Annotated in this window: 23 protein-coding genes and 1 pseudogene; 6 read left to right on the forward strand and 18 right to left on the reverse strand. The window is 46.5% G+C overall.

Annotated features, from left to right (window positions below):
- Positions 1-8 precede the first annotated feature (8 nt).
- From hslU to NST99_RS20195, 8 genes are all read right to left on the reverse strand, one after another.
- Entirely contained in the window at positions 9-1409 is a 1401-nt protein-coding gene (hslU, locus tag NST99_RS20160) for an ATP-dependent protease ATPase subunit HslU (protein ID WP_341094000.1), read from the reverse strand.
- 33 nt (positions 1410-1442) lie between these two features.
- The gene (hslV, locus tag NST99_RS20165; RefSeq protein WP_341094001.1) at positions 1443-1985 is read right to left on the reverse strand and encodes an ATP-dependent protease subunit HslV; all 543 of its coding nucleotides are present in this window, start codon (positions 1983-1985) and stop codon (positions 1443-1445) included.
- 66 nt (positions 1986-2051) lie between these two features.
- Positions 2052-3410 carry an FADH(2)-oxidizing methylenetetrahydrofolate--tRNA-(uracil(54)-C(5))-methyltransferase TrmFO gene (gene trmFO, locus NST99_RS20170; RefSeq protein WP_341094002.1) on the reverse strand — a complete coding sequence of 453 codons (1359 nt, stop codon included), beginning with the start codon at positions 3408-3410 and terminating at the stop codon, positions 2052-2054.
- A gap of 24 nt (positions 3411-3434) precedes the next feature.
- On the reverse strand, positions 3435-5531 hold the full coding sequence (topA, locus tag NST99_RS20175; RefSeq protein WP_341094003.1) for a type I DNA topoisomerase: 2097 nt from the start codon (positions 5529-5531) through the stop codon (positions 3435-3437).
- Between the two features lie 99 nt (positions 5532-5630).
- A complete protein-coding gene (dprA, locus tag NST99_RS20180) occupies positions 5631-6749 on the reverse strand; it encodes a DNA-processing protein DprA (protein ID WP_341094004.1) in 1119 nt (372 codons plus the stop codon).
- Between the two features lie 227 nt (positions 6750-6976).
- Entirely contained in the window at positions 6977-7906 is a 930-nt protein-coding gene (sucD, locus tag NST99_RS20185; RefSeq protein ID WP_038593560.1) for a succinate--CoA ligase subunit alpha, read from the reverse strand.
- A 66-nt stretch (positions 7907-7972) separates the two neighbouring features.
- Complete coding sequence (sucC, locus tag NST99_RS20190; RefSeq protein WP_341094005.1) at positions 7973-9130, reverse strand: ADP-forming succinate--CoA ligase subunit beta; 1158 nt, start codon at positions 9128-9130, stop codon at positions 7973-7975.
- 348 nt (positions 9131-9478) lie between these two features.
- Entirely contained in the window at positions 9479-9943 is a 465-nt protein-coding gene (locus NST99_RS20195; RefSeq protein ID WP_038593568.1) for a MarR family winged helix-turn-helix transcriptional regulator, read from the reverse strand.
- A 147-nt stretch (positions 9944-10090) separates the two neighbouring features.
- Here NST99_RS20195 and NST99_RS20200 point away from each other — a divergent pair, with 147 nt between their 5' ends.
- Positions 10091-10519, forward strand: coding sequence for an organic hydroperoxide resistance protein (locus NST99_RS20200; protein ID WP_341094006.1), 429 nt, complete (start codon positions 10091-10093; stop codon positions 10517-10519).
- 122 nt (positions 10520-10641) lie between these two features.
- Here NST99_RS20200 and NST99_RS20205 read toward each other — a convergent pair whose 3' ends face one another.
- Complete coding sequence (locus NST99_RS20205) at positions 10642-11013, reverse strand: magnesium chelatase subunit ChlI family protein (protein WP_341097706.1); 372 nt, start codon at positions 11011-11013, stop codon at positions 10642-10644.
- Positions 11002-11118 (reverse strand): annotated as a pseudogene (locus tag NST99_RS20210) (ATP-binding protein); the annotation flags it as partial. The pseudogene NST99_RS20210 and the gene NST99_RS20205, both read right to left, overlap by 12 nt.
- Positions 11119-11198: 80 nt before the next feature.
- Between NST99_RS20210 and NST99_RS20215 the strand changes: the two are divergent.
- From NST99_RS20215 to NST99_RS20225, 3 genes are all read left to right on the forward strand, one after another.
- On the forward strand, positions 11199-11594 hold the full coding sequence (locus tag NST99_RS20215) for a helix-turn-helix transcriptional regulator (RefSeq protein WP_341094007.1): 396 nt from the start codon (positions 11199-11201) through the stop codon (positions 11592-11594).
- Between the two features lie 158 nt (positions 11595-11752).
- A complete protein-coding gene (locus NST99_RS20220; protein WP_341094009.1) occupies positions 11753-12805 on the forward strand; it encodes an MBL fold metallo-hydrolase in 1053 nt (350 codons plus the stop codon).
- A complete protein-coding gene (locus tag NST99_RS20225; RefSeq protein ID WP_341094010.1) occupies positions 12802-13017 on the forward strand; it encodes a DUF3006 domain-containing protein in 216 nt (71 codons plus the stop codon). The genes NST99_RS20220 and NST99_RS20225 overlap by 4 nt, the downstream gene beginning before the upstream one ends.
- A 137-nt stretch (positions 13018-13154) precedes the next feature.
- On the opposite strand, the gene NST99_RS20230 is transcribed toward NST99_RS20225, so the two are convergent.
- Positions 13155-13634 carry a hypothetical protein gene (locus NST99_RS20230; protein WP_341094011.1) on the reverse strand — a complete coding sequence of 160 codons (480 nt, stop codon included), beginning with the start codon at positions 13632-13634 and terminating at the stop codon, positions 13155-13157.
- Positions 13635-13999: 365 nt separating this feature from the next.
- Between NST99_RS20230 and NST99_RS20235 the strand changes: the two genes are divergently transcribed.
- Positions 14000-14983, forward strand: a complete 984-nt coding sequence (locus NST99_RS20235) for a hypothetical protein (protein ID WP_341094012.1) — start codon at positions 14000-14002, stop codon at positions 14981-14983.
- Positions 14984-15051: 68 nt separating this feature from the next.
- Complete coding sequence (locus NST99_RS20240) at positions 15052-15915, forward strand: ATP-dependent DNA ligase (RefSeq protein WP_341094014.1); 864 nt, start codon at positions 15052-15054, stop codon at positions 15913-15915.
- Between the two features lie 238 nt (positions 15916-16153).
- Here the strand turns inward: NST99_RS20240 and NST99_RS20245 are convergent, their stop codons facing one another.
- The 7 genes from NST99_RS20245 to NST99_RS20275 form a co-directional block, all read right to left on the reverse strand.
- Positions 16154-16798 carry a hypothetical protein gene (locus tag NST99_RS20245; protein WP_341094015.1) on the reverse strand — a complete coding sequence of 215 codons (645 nt, stop codon included), beginning with the start codon at positions 16796-16798 and terminating at the stop codon, positions 16154-16156.
- Positions 16799-17248: 450 nt separating this feature from the next.
- Positions 17249-17467, reverse strand: coding sequence for a hypothetical protein (locus NST99_RS20250; RefSeq protein ID WP_341094016.1), 219 nt, complete (start codon positions 17465-17467; stop codon positions 17249-17251).
- Positions 17460-18119, reverse strand: coding sequence for a hypothetical protein (locus NST99_RS20255; RefSeq protein ID WP_341094017.1), 660 nt, complete (start codon positions 18117-18119; stop codon positions 17460-17462). The genes NST99_RS20250 and NST99_RS20255 overlap by 8 nt, the downstream gene beginning before the upstream one ends.
- Before the next feature lie 133 nt (positions 18120-18252).
- Complete coding sequence (locus NST99_RS20260; RefSeq protein ID WP_341094018.1) at positions 18253-18468, reverse strand: phage holin; 216 nt, start codon at positions 18466-18468, stop codon at positions 18253-18255.
- Complete coding sequence (locus NST99_RS20265; RefSeq protein WP_341094019.1) at positions 18468-19172, reverse strand: M15 family metallopeptidase; 705 nt, start codon at positions 19170-19172, stop codon at positions 18468-18470. Before NST99_RS20265 ends, NST99_RS20260 begins: the two co-directional genes overlap by 1 nt.
- An 11-nt stretch (positions 19173-19183) precedes the next feature.
- Entirely contained in the window at positions 19184-19588 is a 405-nt protein-coding gene (locus NST99_RS20270) for a hypothetical protein (RefSeq protein ID WP_341094020.1), read from the reverse strand.
- Positions 19589-19681: 93 nt separating this feature from the next.
- The gene (locus NST99_RS20275; protein WP_341094021.1) at positions 19682-20488 is read right to left on the reverse strand and encodes a hypothetical protein; all 807 of its coding nucleotides are present in this window, start codon (positions 20486-20488) and stop codon (positions 19682-19684) included.
- Positions 20489-20496: the final 8 nt, after the last annotated feature.

The following is a 20496-nucleotide window of genomic DNA, read 5'->3' on the forward strand; positions in this document are numbered from 1 at the left end:
CTGTCGGATTAGAGGATATACTGGCTTAAATCGCGGTCCTGTGCGATTTCCGACAGTTTTTCACGAACATATTCCGGAGTGATTACCATTGTTTCGAGAGTTAATTCAGGAGCTTCAAAAGATAGGTCTTCCAGCAGTTTCTCGAGAATGGTATGCAAACGACGCGCACCTATATTTTCCATGTTCTGGTTCACAGAGGCTGCAATTTTTGCGATTTCCTGGATCGCTTCCGGCTGGAACTGAATTTCAATATTTTCCGTCTTGAGCAAATTAACATATTGTTTGGTCAGCGCATTCTCCGGTTCAGTCAATATGGAGACGAAATCCTCCAGGGTAAGACTGCTCAGCTCCACACGGATCGGGAAACGCCCCTGAAGCTCAGGGATAAGGTCGGAAGGCTTCGCAATATGAAAGGCTCCCGCTGCCATAAACAGAACATAATCCGTCTTCACAGGTCCGTATTTAGTCATCACCGTAGATCCTTCGACGATAGGCAATATATCACGTTGCACCCCTTCACGGGAAACATCGGGTCCAGAACCTTTGCCCTGGCTGGCAACCTTATCAATTTCATCGATAAAAATAATGCCGGACTGCTCGGCACGGGACACGGATTCCTGAATGACGTCATCCATGTCAATCAGCTTCGCTGCTTCATCCTGAATCAGCACTTTGCGTGCTTCCTTGATCGGCAGCTTGCGTTTTTTGGTCCGCTTGGGCAGTAGACTGCCGAACATTTCCTGCATGTTCATTCCCATCTGGTCATTGCCTTGCCCGGCAAACATGTCCAGCATCGTAGGAGCGGTATCCTCCACGTCGATTTCTATGATGTCATCTTCCAGCTGCCCTGCCAGCAGTTTGAATTTGACCCCACGCCGGCGTTCGCTGAGTGAACCATCCTCGGGCTCTTCCTTTGTGTCTTCGGAGCTTGCGTTATTGCCGCCGAAAATCATTTCGAAGGGATTCCGCTGTGACTTGTTCTTGGAAGTAGAGGGTACAAGAATTGAGACAATCCGCTCATTTGCCAGCTCTTCAGCCCGGTCTTTCACCTTTTCTGTCCGCTCAAGCTTAACCATACGGATGGAGGTCTCCACCAAATCACGGACCATGGATTCCACATCGCGCCCCACATAACCAACCTCGGTAAACTTGGTAGCCTCTACTTTGATGAACGGGGCATTTACAAGCTTGGCGAGCCGGCGGGCGATCTCAGTCTTCCCTACCCCAGTAGGACCGATCATCAGAATGTTTTTTGGAACAACTTCATCCCGCAGCTCTTCAGCAAGCAAACTACGGCGGTAACGGTTACGCAGTGCAACTGCCACCGATTTTTTTGCCTGCTTCTGGCCAACGATATATTTATCGAGCTCTGCTACGATTTGACGCGGTGTAAGCGATTGATTACCCATTATGACTTCCTCCCTCTTTCTGCGGCGCCGTGCCTATAATTGTTCAACAATAATATTGGAATTCGTATATACACAAATCTCGGAAGCGATTTGCAGTGCTTCCCTGGCAATTTCGGCAGCTTCTAAATTTGGAGCATGGCGCTTCAGCGCACGTCCTGACGCCAGTGCAAAGTTGCCTCCGGAGCCAATAGCCAACACATCATCATCCGGTTCAATGATTTCACCATTACCGGAGATCAGCAGCATTCCCTCTTTATCCATCACAATCATTAAGGCTTCCAGCTTGCGCAGAATTCGGTCCTGGCGCCAATCTTTGGCCAGTTCCACAGCTGCCCGCTGCAGATTGCCGTGATGCTCCTCCAGCTTGCCTTCAAACTTCTCGAATAAAGTAATCGCATCGGCAACGGAACCCGCAAAGCCAGCGATTACTTGTCCTCTGTACAGGCGGCGGACTTTTTTAGCCGTCGTCTTCATGATGACACTTTCTCCAAAAGTAACCTGACCATCGCCGGCTATTGCCGAATGGCCATTATGTCTAACCGCACAAATTGTAGTCGCATGAAAGCTGGGTAACATGATTTTGCAACCTCCTAAAAGTTTTGTGAGATGCCATTGCAAAAGAACGGCTTAACACACCATAGTTTATGACGGGTTTGGTTCAGTGATCTCCGGTTCTGTGTAGGGAAGTCCTGTACGTGCAGCGAAATCGGCAATACTGTCCAGTGCACGCTGAGCCAGAAATTCATTTTTTTCCTTCTTACTGCGGATTTTCTTCTCAAGCTTAGGAAGCAGGCCAAAGTTGGCATTCATTGGCTGGAAATGCTCTGGATCTGCAGAAGTAATGTAAGCAGGCATGCTGCCCAGTACACTGTCCTCCGGAAAGATCAGGCCTTCCTCGCCAAGCGCAGCTCTGGCCGCGTTGATTCCGGCGATCATTCCGGAAGCAGCCGATTCCACATAACCTTCGACACCCGTCATCTGTCCGGCAAAAAATAATCTTTCTTTGCCTTTCATCTGATATGTGGGATGCAGCAGTTTTGGAGAATTAATAAAAGTATTGCGGTGCATTACGCCATAACGAACATATTCTGCATTCTCAAGACCCGGGATCAGTGAGAAAACACGTTTCTGCTCCCCCCATTTAAGATGGGTCTGGAATCCAACCAGGTTGTACAGTGTACCGGCAGCATTATCCTGACGCAGCTGCACTACTGCATAAGGCAATTTCCCAGTGTGGGGATTCATGAGCCCTACCGGCTTCATTGGACCGAACAATGCCGTTTGCTTGCCACGCTTCATCATGATTTCAATCGGCATACAGCCTTCAAAGTAAATCTCTTTCTCAAAATCTTTAAGTGCTGCGGTCTCGGCCGAGATCAGCGCATCATAAAAAACATCAAATTCCTCTTCCGTCATCGGACAGTTTAGATAGGCTGCTTCCCCTTTGTCATAACGGGAGGCCAAATACACCTTGCTCATGTCGATGGTGTCTTTCTCCACAATCGGCGCTGCAGCGTCATAGAAGTAGAAATATTCTTCACCGAGCAGCGCTTTAATCTCAGCAGACAAAGCCGGAGAAGTCAGCGGACCGGTCGCGATGACAACAATCCCTTCCTCCGGTATATGCGTAAGTTCTTCATTTATGACTTCCACCAAAGGATGATTGTGCAGCGTCGAAGTAATCTCACCCGAAAATCCGTCCCGGTCTACGGCGAGCGCGCCGCCGGCAGGAACGGCATGCCGGTCTGCGGCACCCAGGACAAGTGAATTCAAGCGCCGCATTTCTTCCTTTAATACACCGACGGCATTACCAAGACCATTTGCACGCAGGGAGTTGCTGCATACCAGTTCAGCGAACTGATCCGTGTGATGCGCAGGCGTCTTTACAACAGGTCTCATTTCATATAGTCTGACCGGCACTCCGCTCGAAGCGATCTGCCATGCGGCCTCACTGCCGGCAAGACCGGCGCCTATTACTGTTACTTTAGCTGTTTCTGTCAATTTCCTTTCCTCCTGTAGCGACTATTATTCTGCTAATTCTTCGTTGTCCAACACGGCCTCTGTATGATCGCACGAGGTGCATTGCAGCTTGGTCCCTTGCTTGTTGCGCTTCTCAACCATCCAGGAGTTGCATACAGGGCATGGTTTAATGGAAGGTCTATCCCAGGAAACAAAATCACAGCCTGGATACTGATCGCAGCCGTAGAAGACGCGTCCCTTTTTACTGCGCCGCTCAACAACCTTGCCTTCATGACATTTCGGACAGTTTACTCCGATATCCTTCACGATCGGCTTGGTATTGCGGCAATCCGGAAATCCTGAGCATGCCAGAAATTTCCCGAAACGCCCCAGCTTGTAAACCATCGCTTTACCGCATTTCTCGCAGAGCTCGTCAGAGACCTCATCTTCAATCTCGATCTCTTTCATTTCTTCTTCCGCGAAGATTAGCCGCTTCTCGAAAGACTCGTAAAACTGGGCCAGTACCTTCACCCAATCCTCTGCGCCTTCTTCTACATGGTCAAGATCCCCCTCCATGTGTGCTGTAAATTCCACATCAAGAATTTCGGGGAAAAATTCCTCCATCTGCTCTATAATCAGCTCACCAAGCTCAGTAGGCATAAATTTCTTCTCTTCGATAGCCACATAACCACGCTTCTGGATCGTTTCCAGCGTTGGTGCATAGGTACTTGGACGCCCAATACCCAGCTCTTCCAGCGTCTTTACAAGACGTGCTTCTGTATAACGCGGTGGAGGCTGCGTGAAATGCTGTTTGGGCTCAATGTCCTGTTTAATCAGATCATCTCCAGCTTTGAGCGGAGGCAGAAACTTCTCTTCATCTGTTGTTCCATCATCATTACCTTCTACATAAACCTTCATAAAGCCCGGGAATGAAACCTTCGAGCCTACGGCTCTGAAGATTGCATCGCCTGCGGCGATATCCACGGAGAGCGTATCCAAGAGCGCGGAAGCCATTTGACTGGATACAAAACGCTCCCAGATCAGCTTATACAAGCGGAATTGATCGCGGCTCATATATTCTTTGACGGTTTCCGGCTCGCGAAATGCTGATGTAGGGCGGATCGCTTCATGCGCGTCCTGCGAACCTGCAGCTTTTTTGGAATACTGGCGAGGCGACTCCGGTATAAACTTCTCACCGTATTTTGTCCCAATCAGTTCCTTGGCTTCATCCTGTGCCGTTGTGGACAGCCGGGTGGAGTCAGTACGCATGTAGGTAATTAAACCGACGGTGCCTTCTTTGCCCAGCTCCACACCTTCATAGAGCTGCTGTGCCACAGACATAGTCTTGGCTGCACGAAAACCCAGTTTACGCGCAGCTTCCTGCTGCAGCGAACTTGTCGTAAACGGTGCAGAAGGGTGGCGCTGCCTCTCCTTCTCTTTCACTTCATTTACTTTGAAAGCGGCATTCTTGATAGCTTCCAGAACTTCCTGAACATCGCTTTCCTGGCCCAGCTCTTTTTTCACTCCGTTCAGCTTATGAAACTTCGCTTCAAAACTGGAGTCACGAATGCCGAGCTTTGCGGTGATGCTCCAATATTCAGTAGGGACGAAAGCGGAAATTTCATTCTCCCGGTCCATAATGATCTTGACTGCAACCGATTGAACCCGTCCGGCGGACAGGCCTTTTTTGACTTTCTTCCATAATAGCGGGCTAATCTTGTAACCGACAAGGCGGTCAAGAATCCGCCGGGCCTGCTGTGCATTCACAAGATCCATGTTGATTTTGCGGGGTGTCTTAAAAGCATCCTTGACTGCTTGTTTGGTGATTTCATTAAAAACAACACGGCACTCCTCGGTATTATCCAAATCCAGCGCATGCGCCAGATGCCAGGCAATGGCTTCACCTTCACGATCCGGGTCAGCCGCCAGATAGACTTTTTTCACTTTTTTGCTGGCGTCTTTGAGTTCCTTCAATATGGAACCCTTACCGCGGATCGTGATATATTTGGGACTGAAATCATTCTCTACTTCTACGCCAATCTGGCTCTTTGGCAAATCTCTGATATGTCCCATTGAGGCCTTTACGATATATTTACTGCCTAAATATTTGCCGATGGTCTTCGCTTTTGCAGGCGATTCGACGATAACTAATGCATCCGCCATAGGTTGTTCCTCCTAAAAGTTTTGTAAGCATAAGCTTCCTAGAACTGCTTCGGGCATATCTGAATCCGAAAGCATACGCTTAACACAATCTCTTCTATATTAAATTACCTTATAAATTGCACCCGGTAATTGTGTTACCGCTTTTTTTATGATTAAAGATAACAGAACTGAATGCAAATGTCCAAAATCCCATTTCGTTCTACCCAACAGCTCATCCAACGTAAATGGGCCTTGATGCAGTATATGGTATAGGTGAGACTCCTCACTTGTCAATTTCTTTTCTGCCTGCTTGTCTCCGTTTTCCGGGTTAAAGAGCTCTTTCTCTCTCTGTTCCACCGGCTTTACAGGCAGATAGGATATGTATTCCTCCACGATGTCGTGAGCGCCGGTCACTAATTTTGCCCCTTGTTTGATCAGGTCGTTCGCACCCCTGCTTTTGGGTGAAGTCACTGGACCCGGTACGGCAAAAACATCTCTACCAGCCTCAAGGGCTGCATCGGCAGTAATTAGTGAGCCACTGCGGCTGTCCGCCTCTACAACCACCGTCCCAAGGGCAAGGCCGGCAATAATCCGGTTGCGCTGTGGAAACAAGCCTGGGTGGCTTTTAGTGCCTATTGGATATTCGCTAATTACAAGTCCGTCCTGAGCGATTTGATGTTCCAGTTCCCGGTTTTCTAAGGGATAGACCTTATCCAGTCCTGTCGCGACCACCGCAATCGTACTCCCGCATCCACGCAGGGCCGCTTCATGGCATACACTGTCGATCCCCCGGGCCAGTCCGCTGACCACAGTAAGACCTGCCCCGCTCAACTGCTCTGACAGCGTCTCCCCTACCTTACGGCCATAAGCCGTAGGCACACGGGTACCAACCATGGCAATCGCCGGGCGGGAGGCCAGGGGCAGGCTGCCTCGATAGTAGAGCACCCACGGCGGCTGCGGCGTCTCTTTCAGAAGCCCGGGATACTCCTCGTCGAGCAGAGTTACCATTTCTACTCCGCTTTCTTTCATTAGAATGTGACGACGGTGTATCCACTCGGAAGTATATACAGCTTCGAGACGCTGCGACATTTTCCCGCTGATTCCCACACGTTCCCAATCACCGGCACCACAGGTAAAAGCCACATCCGTTAACATACCCGCTCGACAAATTTTGTCGATACTCTTCCAGCCGATGCCTTCCACTTCATTTAATCCAAACAACAAATATCGCGAATCCATACGTACATCTCCCTCGTGAGGAAGGTCAGCCTTCCCTATTTTGTGATACCTGTGTCAGAAATGCAAGTTACAGTTCCTTAAACGTCTATACGGCAGCAGACTTGAACGCAAAAAAAGCAACCTTTTATCCCCATGAACAGGAACAAAAGGTTGCTTACCTTTGAACATATTATACACGATGCCCTGCTAAAGAACATACGTATGCTGATAAATATAATAGTAGAAACTTAGCTTCCAGTAAAGGCGCTCAGAATGCCGCGCTCTTCCAGCACACTTACAAGCGTAGAGCCCATTTCTGCCGGAGTAGGGGCCACCTTAATACCGCAGGATTCCAGCACGGCAATTTTTTCGCTGGCCGTCCCCTTGCCTCCGGAAATAATCGCACCTGCATGGCCCATTCGTTTGCCGGGAGGTGCGGTAACCCCGCCGATAAAACCAACTACCGGTTTGGTCATATTTTCCTTGATCCATACAGCAGCTTCTTCCTCTGCCGTACCGCCGATTTCTCCGATCATAATGACCGCCTTGGTTCCCGGATCCTCATTAAACAGCTTGAGAATATCAATAAACTCCGAGCCCTTAACCGGGTCTCCGCCAATCCCTACTGCCGAAGACTGGCCAATGCCGCGCTCAGTAAGCTGATGCACCGCCTCATAGGTCAAAGTTCCACTGCGTGAGACAACCCCTACGTACCCAGGAGTATGGATGTAGCCCGGCATAATGCCGATTTTACACTCTCCCGGTGTAATCACACCCGGACAGTTCGGACCAATCAGAACCGTAGAACGACCTTCCATGTAACGCGATACTTTCACCATATCCAGTACCGGGATGCCTTCAGTAATGCAAATGACCAGTTCCAGTCCTGCATCCACTGCTTCCATAATGGAATCGGCAGCAAACGCCGGTGGCACATAGATTACACTCGCAGTTGCCCCGGTCGCTGCCTTGGCTGCTATCACCGTATCAAATACCGGAAGGCTGACCTCACTGCCGTTCTCCAGCGTGATATTCACCGTCGTGCCGCCTTTGCCCGGTGTAACCCCGCCCACCATTTGCGTGCCGTAATCCAGCGCTCCCTTGGTATGGAACAAGCCCGTCGAACCTGTTATGCCCTGCGTGATGACTTTCGTATTTTTATCTACAAGAATGCTCATGTTTTAGGTCACATCCCTACTTAGTTTGTCGAATACGAGCACTGGTGCCCAAAGGCCCAGCTGCGATTACACAAGAGCAACAATCTTCCGGGCACCGTCCGCCATGGAGTCGGCAGCAACGATATTTAGTCCGGAACCGGCAAGAATCTGCTTGCCCAGTGCCACATTGGTTCCCTCAAGACGCACGACGAGCGGTTTGGTCAGACCAAGCTGCCGGGCCGCTTCCACCACACCCGTGGCGATAACATCGCAGCGCATAATTCCACCGAATATATTGACGAAGATCCCATTCACTTTATCATCGGACAAAATGATTTTAAAAGCTTCGGTAACCTTCTCGGTCGTCGCACCGCCCCCTACATCCAGGAAATTGGCCGGTTCGCCGCCGTAATATTTAATGATATCCATTGTAGCCATCGCAAGTCCCGCGCCGTTGACCATACAGCCAATGTTGCCGTCAAGGGCAATATAGCTGAGATCGTATTTCGAGGCTTCAATTTCCTTCTCGTCCTCTTCATCAAGGTCCCGCAGCTCCAGAATATCCTTATGCCGAAACAATGCGTTAGAGTCAAAATTAAGTTTGGCATCCAGAGCCATTACATTCCCGTCAGCTGTAACGACCAGCGGATTAATCTCCGCAATAGAGCAATCCTTATCCACAAAAGCCAAATATAGCGCTTGCATGAACTTGACAGCCTTATTCACCAGTTCTGTCGGAATAGCAATGCTGTACGCCAGTTTGCGGGCCTGGAAAGTCTGCAAGCCTACTGCAGGATCAATGATTTCCTTGAATATCTTTTCCGGATGAGTGGCCGCTACCTCCTCAATTTCCGTGCCGCCTTCTTCAGAAGCCATCATGACCACCCGGCCGGAGCCACGGTCCACCACGATTCCAATGTAATATTCTTTCACAATCTGGCAGCCTTCTTCAATCAGCAGCCGCTTTACAACCTTGCCTTCAGGACCGGTTTGATGGGTCACCAGTGTCTTGCCAAGAATCTCTCCGGCATAAGACCGGACTTCTTCAAGCGACTTCGCTACCTTCACACCGCCGGCTTTTCCGCGTCCGCCTGCATGAATCTGCGCTTTTACCACCACTACCGGTGTACCCAGCGATACTGCAGCTTCTACTGCTTCCTCCACTGTATAAGCTACTTTTCCGTTCGGTACGGCTACGCCGTACTTCTTAAGTACTTCTTTTCCCTGATACTCGTGGATATTCATACCGGAAGCCTCCTAAAGTGTTGCGGTGGCTTAAACAGGCAGCCTGCAGCCATTCCGCTTTCCGTTTTGATTGTCCAAAGCCGGGTCCAGACCGGTTTATTGCTACATATTCCGGCACAAGCAGAAAACCTAACCGCATCTAATAGAAACGGCGTGGCTTCTGCCAGTGACACAAGCTTTGAAATACAGATTTTCATCTATATTTAGCTATATGTCAGAAAAGGAAACCCAGAATATTGTAACATGTTTTAAAAGCGCTTTCCTCAAAAACTTTCACTATTTGCACACACATTTTCGCTTGATTTCATGCCGGAATGCGAACGATTATATTGACACAGCTTTCAAGAGCTATTTAGAGGCATTAATGTTAGCTTCGTGTACACGAGCCAGAAGGTCTTTAAACTGGCCCAGCAGAGCAACAAATTCATCTGCCGAGAGCATCGTTCCTTCCGCCATTTTCCCCGGGATGCATGCCGCTTCACCCTGCAGCGCCCAGCCCTTTTCTGTCAGGGAAATCAGAACCTTCCGCTCATCCTGCAAGGAACGCTCACGCAGAATTAAGCCTGCTGCCTGCAGCCGTTTCAATAGCGGCGTTAAGGTACCGGAGTCCAAAAAGAGGGCTTCGCCCAGTTCTTTAACCGTACACTGCTGTCTTTCCCAAAGCACAATCATTACTAGATACTGGGAGTACGTTAAACCGATCTTGTCCAGGTGAGGCTGATACAGCTTCGTAAATTCGCGCGAGCAAGCATAGATGGTAAAACAAAGTTGATTATCAAGCATTAGCTCAGGAGTTGTCGTTGTCTTTTGCATTTCTTCTTCACCTGCCTTTATGACATTATTTTATCACAATTCATCCGTAATATCATATTAATAGCGAAAAATAGATTGACTATTATTTTAATTGTGTTAAATTAAGTTGTGTACAATACATTATCGGATGAACGGGAGCGGATAATAATGATGACTATTCAACAAAAAATGTATGAAACTACAGTTAAAGCAGTAGGTGGAAGAAACGGAACTATTGAGTCGGAGAACCCTAAGCTGGCGCTTACGATCAGCACTCCCCGCGAAATGGGCGGCGCCGGCGGAGAAGGCACAAATCCTGAGCAGCTGTTCGCTGCCGGATATTCTGCTTGTTTTGACAGCGCGTTGAACATGGTGGCCCGGATGGGCAAAGTGAAGATTGAAGGCAGCGAAGTTACCGCTACTGTAAGCTTCGGCAAAGTTGAAGACGGAGGTTTCGGCATCGCTGTGAAGCTTGATGTTCTTGTTAAAGGCGTTGACCATGAAACTGCAGCCCAGCTTGCAGAAGCCGCCCACGGCGCCTGCCCTTACTCCCGCGCTACCCGCGGCAACATTGAAGTGGAAATAAACGTACTGTAAAGAATCTGCGTCCTTCCAATCATTCTCAGAATGAGAACAGAACAAGCCGTCCATTGGCTATGGGCGGCTTGTTTGCCGTTAATATATCTCATTATTCGTAATAGTCTATATACTATAAATCGCTAGTCCTCTGTCATGATCTGCCTGTCGAGATTGCGGTACTGCACTGCCTCCGCCAGATGTGCAGAGACAATGTCTACAGATCCCTCCAGATCGGCAATCGTCCGGGCCAGCTTAATAATCCGGTCATGGGCCCGCATGCTTAAGCCGAGACTTTCCAGAATGGTGTGCAGCATCAATGTGCCTTCCCTGCCCAAGCTGGCATAACGGCGCAGTGCCGCACCGGATAGTTCGCTGTTCCAGGATATCGGCAGAGTCTTATATCTCTCTGTCTGAATAGCCTGGGCTTTCAGAACCTCTGCGCGCATCTCTGCCGAGGATAATGAAGGCCCCTCACCACCCCAATCCTTCGGACGGGGAACATCCACCTGCATATCAATCCGGTCCAGCAGCGGTCCGGAAATCTTAGAGCGGTATTGTGCAATCCTCGCAGGACTGCAGGTGCATCTCTGCTGCAGCTCTCCGCTTCCCAAATACCCGCAATGGCATCCGTGAAGATAACACCTCTGGAATTTCTATATTGCAACGGAAACCTATGCTATTGACTCAAATAGATAACGTGATACCAACTAAAGCCGGCAGTAGAATACGACAAGGTAGAATTAACAAAGATTTACTAATTGCCGAAGTGGCCAAGGAGATTGGAATATCCCTCACAGCACACTCTTATATAGAAAGAAATATTCACGCCCCTTCTCTCCCTACCTTAAAAAAGCTATCAGCACTTTTGGATCTCCCTATCTCATACTTGGGTTGCTTTGAAAACTTACCTGAGCGAACTTTGGGTGAACGGATCAGAAAGGCTCGTGTTTACAACGGCATGACAATTAGGGGGCTTGCGGTCTGTTTTTGCGTAGATGCGAAAACTATAACAAACTGGGAAAATGATCGACATAAACCGTCTTGCATTAAGATGAAGGAAATAAATCAATACCTTTCGATATTACAAAGTTAATGGCTTGAAATAAAAGTCTGTAGACAAAAAGAAAAAGACAATAGCAATATAGAAAACGAAACCCCGCGAGCATAACTGCCAGCAACGTTTCGCTTTTTTTGTAGTAAATATTCCCTTATTCTGATAGACTACTCCCAGAACTACTCTGGGGGGATTTTATGAAGAAAAGAATTGCTTTATCAATGATTTTGTCGGTTTTACTGATTTTGCTTCCTGTTATCGCCAATGCGCATCCCGGAAGAACTGATTCAGACGGCGGACATTATTGTAGAACGAATTGTGCCAAGTGGGGGCTACAGGACGGTGAATATCATTATCACAATGGTGGAAAGTCCAAGTCAACTCCGGCCGCCACTGCAAAACCTACAGCGAAGCCAAAACCAACCGCAAAACCAACTGTCCAACCGGCGCCAGGACTTGCATTACCTAAAAAACAAAATGCCGGCACGCTGCAGGTCTATTTTTTTGATGTTGGACAAGGTGACTCTACTCTAATCCGTACTCCAAAAAATCAATACATACTTATTGATGGGGGCAACAATAATCAGGGTAAAAATGTAGTGAAATACCTGAACGCTCTTGGGGTAAAAACACTTGATGCCATGGTAGCTACACATCCCGATGCGGATCATATTGGTGGGCTGGACGACGTGCTGAAGGCTGTGGATGTGAAGGCTGTGTATGCACCGAAGGTTTCGCACACCACGGAGACTTATAAGGATTTTCTAACCGCTGTTAAGAATGAAGGACGCACAATTAAAGCAGTGACTAAAGGAGTTACTATTCCCTTGACTGGTGTTGAGGCGAATTTCCTGGCCCCTATTAATTCTTATGGGGATAACCTTAACGATTGGAGCGCCGTCTTAAAGGTTACATATAAAAACAAGTCCTTCCTCTTTACCGGGGACGCGGAATTGCAGTCTGAAAACGATATGCTTGCGGATGGTTTGAATTTAAAAGCTGATGTATTAAAAGTCGGCCATCACGGTTCGAATAGTTCAACCAGCAAAGCATTCCTTGACGCCGTCAAACCACAGTACGCAGTAATTAGTGTAGGTAAAAACAATTACGGACACCCGGATTCTGGAATACTTGCAAGGTTAAAAAACGCCAATGCTACCGTCCTTCGGACAGATCAAAAAGGCACAATTACAGCAATTAGCGATGGCACTAAAATCACTTTCACATCGACTAAGGGGGCATCCAAATGAGGAAGGGAATCGTTGATCGCTTCGAGGGTGAGTATGCTGTAATTGAGTTTGATGGAAAGACTGAGGACATACTAAAGTCTGAGTTGCCAGACGAGGTTACAGCTGGGGACACCTTGATTTTTGAAGATGGTAAAGTTGCAATTGATAAAGAGGACACTGCACAACGCAAGAAAGAAATTGATAATCTGATGGATGAACTTTTTGAAGACTAAAACTAAACCCCGGGATTATTCTCGGGGTCTTTTTATGTAGTCACATCTATAATATCCTCTATATTAATCCAGTCCCAATCATCCTCGCTGGTCCATATTTAATGCAGTGTCCCTTCTCATTTCCCTTTATATGTCGCTTATTTAAGATGATCTTTTAATGACTCTCCGAGTTCCGCTGTATATTTAGTCAGCCGCAGGCTAATCTCAGTACGCATTACGTCGCGGGTAAGTCCGAATCTCTCCTGATATCCCCGGCAAAAGATTTTGTAGTACGATATAAATTCATCCTGCTCATCAGCAATAAACCGGACGTTCCGCTGTTTTAGCTCTTTTTGCAGCCCGTAGGTATCCTGCATGATCCGGCGCTGTATTGCCTGCCCGGCCATCTGATAAGCTCGTTTAAGGACGTTGCCGGAATGCTCGATCTCCTTCAGGCTCTTGCCCACCATTGTATCTATATGTGGCAGCAAAATGAGGTCCCGTATCATCTCGCGCTCGTCATTCGTGAGCATCTTACTGCCGGCTCCCTGATCCTTATCCCTCTGATCGTACTGATCCACATGATCGGTAAGTAGCATCTTAGTTTTCCACCTCTCATTACCGTCTAATTTACTCATTTTGTACTGCCCCCTCAATGATACAACCAGTAATCTATGTTAGTTCCACGCCTGGCGCTCTGTGCGCCTCCCTGCGGCGCTGTATCATACGGCGTGTTTACGTTACCAGCCCTCGATAATTGCAGCACAGCTTACGCGGGGTATCCTCTAGAATAGTCCGCACCTCCAAAATAAGAACATTTGTTTGTATTATATGCAAACAAATGTTCTTTATTCAACCAGTAAGATATTCTTTGTCTGGGATAAAAAAGAAAATCACCTTCTTCACTCACTTTATTGCAGATATAGACATATTTGTTTAGACAATCCTTGTTTTAGTAATGTAAAGTAACTATTGGAAAAAAACATAATAAGGGGTGCGTTAAATGAAAAAAGCTTTTTTATTTATTGTTTCACTAGTTCTTTTTTTAGGTGTTATTCCAATTTCTAAGGTTTCAAGCGCAGAATCTAATACTCCACTCTTACAAGGCAATAGCCAATACGTAGTTACTAATGAAACTAATTGGCGTAATATCTCCTATATGTTTGATAGTGATTCAATTACATATGGAAAATCTATGGAATATAACAAGGATCATAATGTCGATTTTAACATGCCAACATTTACCATTGTAAGTTATATTCTCGATGCTCAATTAGACAGCTATGGGGCCTGTGCATTTCTATATTACCAACTTCAAGGATCTTCGGATTGGAAGGTGCTAGTGGGTTATGGTTATACAGGAGGGAATACAAGGAAAGGGAACATAATTACATTAAATAAACCTATTGAAAACGTAGCTAAAATACGGGTACAGGGAAGTGGACAATCTTTAATTTATACTGCCGAGGTGTACTCTGCTACTCCTACTCCAACTCCAACTCCTACTGTTGAGCCTACACCGACTACAACACCTTCACCAACGGCAACTCCAGTTCCAACACCAACACCAACAGCAACGGCGACACCTAGCCCAACTGCTACTTCAACTCCTACGGCAACCGCAACACCTGAACCAACAGCTACGGCTACGAGTACGCCAGCTCCAACGGCGACACATACACCAACCGCTACTCCAACGCCTTCAACAACTCCTAAGCCTACAGCAACTCCAGAGCAGCCTACAGGAGATCGGGCTATCCTTACCATCACTCTGGTTAATGGAACAGAAAAAGAATACGACCTACCAATTGCAGAAGTAGATGCATTCTTAACCTGGTACGATGCCCGTGATGCAGGTAGAGGCCCAGGAATGCATGCTATTAATAAACATAGCAACAATAAAGGCCCCTTTAAGAAGCGTAAAGATTATGTCGTATTTGATAAAATACTTACCTATGAAGTAAGTGAATATACAACATCAGAATAATCCTTCCCAGCACTTACCTCCTCTTTCCCTTATAGCCAAGCGCTATAATTGGATTGAGGAGGTTTTTTATGTTTATATCCCCTATGTTATTACAAACCGCTGCTGGCCCATTCAGCCACAGCGATTATATATTTGAACCAAAGATTGACGGACATCGGCTGATCTACTCCCAGCAGTCCGGCACAGTTCGACTGTACACCCGCCATAACAACGACTGCACCCGGCAGTACCCGGAACTTCAGCTTCCGTTTGATGACGATATAATCTTAGACGGTGAGGTCGCCTGCGTAGATCCGGCAACCGGCGTATCTGATTTTGAGTCCGTCATGAGTCGATTTCAGGCACGGCGGGCAGACAAGATTCAGCAACTCACGGCGACGCTTCCGGCTTATTACGCTATCTTTGATATCCTTCAATACAAAGGTAAGGATCTGCGCAGATTACCGCTACTGCACCGCAAGGAGATACTGGCGGGATTATCACTACCGTCTGGAAGTTTTGGAGTGGTGCCGCATGTTGATGGCGCTGGCGTGGCCTTGTTTGAACAGATTGAGACGCGAGGTATGGAAGGTGTAGTGGGCAAGCGTAGGAACACCATTTATGAAACTGGACGCCGATCCCATGCTTGGCAGAAGGTCATTAACTGGACCTATGCAGAGGTTTATATAACCGGTTATCGAAAACAGGAATTCGGCTGGCTTGCTGCAGTACCGTCCGGTACGTCCGGAAAGCTGAGGCCAGCTGGGATTATAGAGCTTGGAGTGTCACCGCTGCATAAGCAGGCCTTTCGTGGTGTGGCCAACCAACTTGTAAAGGGCGAGGATAAGGAGTTTATACATCTGGAGCCCCGGCTACGCGCCAAGGTGAGAATGAGGAACTGGACCAAATCCGGCATGTTGCGGAGTCCGGTATTCACGGAGTTTATTGTATAAAAAAGCCGCCTAGAATTATTCCTGTGCGGCTCTTCTACATGATCAATATTATCGTTTGACTGTACTCCGAAATGACTACAAAGTTTACTGCTAAAGGACAAAAATCCCCTAGCCGAAGCCAGAGACTAATCCTTAAATTTTAAATAAACCTGGAATATTGACCCCATCAGAGTCACTTCCCTTTTAATCTAACATACCCGAGTAACCGCAATTCTGCCCACATGAATACACAGTGCAATTAATTAAACTGATTAATGTTTATTCCTTGACTGTATTGTTCAATCACTTGTTTTTGAAGCATGAATGATGCTGAAGGGATTCCATTACAGAAAATCAAATGTTCTTTGGGTTGCAAGCCAAGCAAAGAATTCATCAGAAATGAATACATCATTTCATCATTTAAATTGTGAAGACTATCTTTAAAAGACTTACCTGCCAAAAAAACATTCCAAAGTTGACCCTTATACTCCTCGTACACAATTGAAGTAACAACACCTTCACCTGTTGAAGTCATAATTCTGTCGCCCTCTACAAACATATATGCCGGTGTTAAACTAAAATGATTTTTTGTGAATGCATGCCAAATCGAAACTTTAATTTGATATATTTTTTTCTCTGTTTCAATTTTAAATGATACTAGTGGTAAATTATTTACAGGACCTGAAATCAAAGCTACTGGATATACTTCAGAACCATGAATATTCAAGAGTATATCTCCTTCATGTGTGGGGGAAAAAACACTTATTTTTTCAATAGGTTTTTCAGTTCCATCCTTTAGAAGTACCGTAGTGCCCTCAATTACACAGGATTCATATTCAGGCTTAGTTGGCGGGTCCATAAGTTGCATTCCTTCTTGAATATTACCGTTGATATCGAGTTTCATTTTTTCACCCTTCCTTTTTTATTTATAATTTGATGAAATTCACTTTTTTATGCACTATGGCGTAGTAGCACATATTCCATTCTGTCGAGGAGTATTCTTGGCTGCTTTTCATTTGTCAGTTATAAATGGCTTACTTGCATCCTATTGAGCAAAATGACCAAGCGCATGATAAATGTACGTGGTCTTATTAATTTTCTTTATTGTGCATAATACGGAACAAAATCATCTGGCGCTATTACAGCTTCTTTTCTGCGGTGGGAATACTAGGATGGGAAAAGCAACAAGTATACTCGTACCATAAGCGTGGAGTCTTCCTGGAGCCATTCACTTGTGATTACTATTTTGAAATCAGAGACAATCCACAGTTGAGCAACGTGATCAATTTCCCGTTAGGTACTTTAAAATACATAACGCTACTACAAATAACCCGTCAGGCTTATGCCCGGCGGGTTATCTTATGTATGCTCTAAATTCAAACCGTTTTCTAACGAAGTAAGCTCCAGCAATTTTAATAGAGTCTGGAGTATACCCCTCTACTATGCCACCATAATCCATCAGATGACCGATTGGGTCCGGATCTTCCCGGTACCAGACTGAGACCTTTGATTGTGCCAGAGCCGCAACTAGGAAATCTGTATCGCTCTCCAGGACTTTGTAAATATTATTCATGCGACAAAAAGAGAGGGGATAAAATTTTCATTGTTTTTTCATACTCTTTTCTAACGTTTGTATAACAGTTTAAAAGTAAAGTCCTCAGAAAAGAGTATGGAACTTCGCAGGTAAACCACCCTTCCCCCCCTTGTATATTCTCTGTATAACTCAAAAAAGGTGAAATCGGCACTCCTCCATAATCCAAATTATTTCTATACTCATGAATTAAAAAATTGCGATGGTCATAGATTTTGTTGAATATTGTATAAGATTTAAAATAATCTTTATCAATTTCATCAACATCGTCGAGAGTGAAAAATTTATTTAATGGAACTTCTTGGCCTTTCCTAACTTGATCCAAAAGCAATTCAATTCGCTTGAAATAATGCTCGTATCTATTTTTCTCGTCATTTCTGTTAATTGAGTAATCATTATAGAATTTATCAATCTGTAGACACATTAATTCAGATTCTAAATTCGAGTAGTTTTTGATGAAGTATCTAAAATTCTCTCTATGATTATTATTACCCTTTTTATTGATTTTCTCAGTAAAATTGCTCAGATAATCCAAATAAGCAAAAATTAAAATACATGACTCATTAAAATAATCCCCTTTTAAAGCTTCAATATTTCTCAAACGCTCATCCATTTCATTAAAAATCGACATCATTATAATCACACTCCGATTAAGATAAGTAGAGCTTTAATTTGAATAATAACATTTTGTAAACAAAATGCTAATAACTTTTTAGCGCAGAAATAGAAAAAGCCCACTAGCCGAAGCCAGTGGGCGCATGTACCATCTATCCCTTGTCTGTATAGCCCTTACCAGCTTCCGGATTACTCACAATCCCCAATACTACAAGGATACCCAGAACAGCATTCACCGCCGCAGTAACCTCATCATATTTCTCGGGAGATAATTGCACCCCAAATATTACACCGATGGTCTGCACGCCCAGCAGCACAGCAGCCGTCAAAGACATCCACAATCCATAATTACGCCATTTGCTTTTCATCATTTAGCCCCCTTACTGGTGATTGTCATTGTTTTGGACTTAGCGTCATAGTCCACTGTAGCCCCTAAAGCCTCTGCCACGGCCCTTGCTGGTGTATAGGTTACTCCGTTATCTGCTACACCGTCGGCCACCTTCTTGCCGTTTACGATTACTGACACGGGTACGTCTTTTTTCACTTCGTCCGCCTCCCCCTTACATTTATCAATCTTGGCATATGCCGCTTTTACCTGTGCTGCTGTTGGCTCCTTGCCTGCGCGTAACTGAGAGGTTCTAAGGCCGAACGTCATTTGGAAGTGTGGCGCATCCTTGATGGACACGAAATCCCCGCCCCATTCGAAGCCTAACGCCTTAGCTTCCTGGACAACCTCTGACCAGTCTGCTACCTTATCACCGTCTCCGTCACGTTTCAGATCCCAAGACACCTGTTTCCCATCTGGCAGCAGCAGCGCAAAGTCAATAGCAAGTCCAAAGTTGTGGTAACTGGTGCCGCCCTTTGCGTTAGTGACAATAGGCCCGGGTTTTGTACGACCCTGGGCGTACAGGGCATTCTGCTCTTCAATGGTCCGCAGCCCTTGGGTAATGACTATATTGACCCCTCGGGCATAACTCCGCTCAATGAGGGCCTCCATGGCCGCTTTAAGGACAGGATGCAGCCCGATTAGACGTTTATGTGATTTGAGTTTTACCTGATCCAATGTAAGCATTACATCACTCCTTATTTCCCTAAAAATTGATTACCTGCTGCTGCTCCAAGAGCAATCAAAACAATGTATTTAATCATATCCATCCAAAGCTTTCGTTCTGCGCCGCTGTCCTTGTTAGCTTGCTGAAGCAGAGAGAAAATTTTGCTTTCTAGGCTGTCGAACTTAGCCATAATTGCACTGAACTGAATCTCCATTTTGATGGTTGAACTATTGATCTCCTTAATATTTTCATCATGACGATGGTCATTCTCTTCCAGTAGCCTCAGCTTAGTATTTGCCGTAACGTTCTCGGCAGCTAATCGGGCAAACTCACTGGACAGAGTGCTCAACCCCGCCTCTACTTCTTCAAGGCGTTGTAATGGCATTACATCCTCAGCCCCTCCCCTTACATCATCTGCTCCCCCGTCTGCCATCATGAATGCTCCCCTTTATCTAATTGGTGTATAAAAACAGCCCCCGGATCAGCTCCGAGGGCAAAATAAAAACGCCTCATTGGGCGCTAGCTCTGCTTACGCCAGCAATCCGAAGGCGTAAACCTCTTTATATGATTCCGTCGTATTGGTGAAGCGTACATACACGGCGTCGGCAGCTGCAGGCATCTTTACGATTCCATCGACAACGGCTATCATGCTGGAAACTGCTGCCCCTACTTCGACGGTGATCCCCTCATGGGCTTCCAGGTACAGCCGGATTGTGTTAGTAGACCTACCCAGCGGCAGCTTAACCGTCCGGCATTTACCGCCCGGATGAATGGCCATTACTCCGTCCCCCATGTTGGCCGCATGTTCTACCAGATCATCGGAAAAATGATCCAGGCTAAAATCCTCGTCGTAGTAAATGAGTTGTAGAGGCTTGTACGCCTTATTTAAGCTGATCCTCTTGGCAGCACTCAACTCGTCAAAGGTGAACAGGCTCGGCTGCTCTGTGAAGCTCACCTGGTACGGCTCCACATTCTGCACCATAACCGGCTCCAGGTCCTCCCATGCCGTAGCGACCTTGGCCGTATTACTTACCGGTGTCCGGCTACCGTCCTCATTTACCAAGGTATATTCCTGGGTCTGTTCCTCCCAGGCTGTAGCAATCCGGGCGGTAGTGACTTCGTTCACCGTCTCTGTACCGTCGTCCCCCAGGATCGGCTTGCCATAGTACAGCAGCTGGCCGTCTTCATTCGCCTTCTGCTTCTCTCCGTTGACCCGGGAAACTTGTTTATTTGCTGTAATCTGATACGGAAGAGACAGGCTGTATTCCGCAGGACCGGCCGGACGGTTAAGCCCGGTTACGGTGTGATCTTGCCGATTAAAAGTGACATTATCCATGGGTTCAA

The sequence above is a fragment of the Paenibacillus sp. FSL L8-0470 genome (genome assembly GCF_038008625.1).
In the GTDB taxonomy this organism is placed as follows: domain Bacteria; phylum Bacillota; class Bacilli; order Paenibacillales; family Paenibacillaceae; genus Paenibacillus_AQ.

Bases quoted from the DNA above. Each gene is read 5' to 3' on its own strand.
- NST99_RS20260 (WP_341094018.1), bottom strand. From the start codon at position 18,468: ATGAAAAGCAAATGGCGTAATTATGGATTGTGGATGTCTTTGACGGCT.
- NST99_RS20220 (WP_341094009.1), top strand. From the start codon at position 11,753: ATGAAGAAAAGAATTGCTTTATCAATGATTTTGTCGGTTTTACTGATT.
- NST99_RS20200 (WP_341094006.1), top strand. From the start codon at position 10,091: ATGATGACTATTCAACAAAAAATGTATGAAACTACAGTTAAAGCAGTA.
- NST99_RS20240 (WP_341094014.1), top strand. From the start codon at position 15,052: ATGTTTATATCCCCTATGTTATTACAAACCGCTGCTGGCCCATTCAGC.
- NST99_RS20230 (WP_341094011.1), bottom strand. From the start codon at position 13,634: ATGAGTAAATTAGACGGTAATGAGAGGTGGAAAACTAAGATGCTACTT.
- NST99_RS20235 (WP_341094012.1), top strand. From the start codon at position 14,000: ATGAAAAAAGCTTTTTTATTTATTGTTTCACTAGTTCTTTTTTTAGGT.
- sucC (WP_341094005.1), bottom strand. From the start codon at position 9,130: ATGAATATCCACGAGTATCAGGGAAAAGAAGTACTTAAGAAGTACGGC.
- NST99_RS20255 (WP_341094017.1), bottom strand. From the start codon at position 18,119: ATGATGTCGATTTTTAATGAAATGGATGAGCGTTTGAGAAATATTGAA.
- hslV (WP_341094001.1), bottom strand. From the start codon at position 1,985: ATGTTACCCAGCTTTCATGCGACTACAATTTGTGCGGTTAGACATAAT.
- NST99_RS20250 (WP_341094016.1), bottom strand. From the start codon at position 17,467: ATGAATAATATTTACAAAGTCCTGGAGAGCGATACAGATTTCCTAGTT.
- NST99_RS20275 (WP_341094021.1), bottom strand. From the start codon at position 20,488: ATGGATAATGTCACTTTTAATCGGCAAGATCACACCGTAACCGGGCTT.
- NST99_RS20245 (WP_341094015.1), bottom strand. From the start codon at position 16,798: ATGAAACTCGATATCAACGGTAATATTCAAGAAGGAATGCAACTTATG.
- NST99_RS20270 (WP_341094020.1), bottom strand. From the start codon at position 19,588: ATGATGGCAGACGGGGGAGCAGATGATGTAAGGGGAGGGGCTGAGGAT.
- dprA (WP_341094004.1), bottom strand. From the start codon at position 6,749: ATGGATTCGCGATATTTGTTGTTTGGATTAAATGAAGTGGAAGGCATC.
- hslU (WP_341094000.1), bottom strand. From the start codon at position 1,409: ATGGGTAATCAATCGCTTACACCGCGTCAAATCGTAGCAGAGCTCGAT.
- NST99_RS20205 (WP_341097706.1), bottom strand. From the start codon at position 11,013: ATGCAGGTGGATGTTCCCCGTCCGAAGGATTGGGGTGGTGAGGGGCCT.
- topA (WP_341094003.1), bottom strand. From the start codon at position 5,531: ATGGCGGATGCATTAGTTATCGTCGAATCGCCTGCAAAAGCGAAGACC.
- NST99_RS20225 (WP_341094010.1), top strand. From the start codon at position 12,802: ATGAGGAAGGGAATCGTTGATCGCTTCGAGGGTGAGTATGCTGTAATT.
- NST99_RS20195 (WP_038593568.1), bottom strand. From the start codon at position 9,943: ATGCAAAAGACAACGACAACTCCTGAGCTAATGCTTGATAATCAACTT.
- sucD (WP_038593560.1), bottom strand. From the start codon at position 7,906: ATGAGCATTCTTGTAGATAAAAATACGAAAGTCATCACGCAGGGCATA.
- NST99_RS20265 (WP_341094019.1), bottom strand. From the start codon at position 19,172: ATGCTTACATTGGATCAGGTAAAACTCAAATCACATAAACGTCTAATC.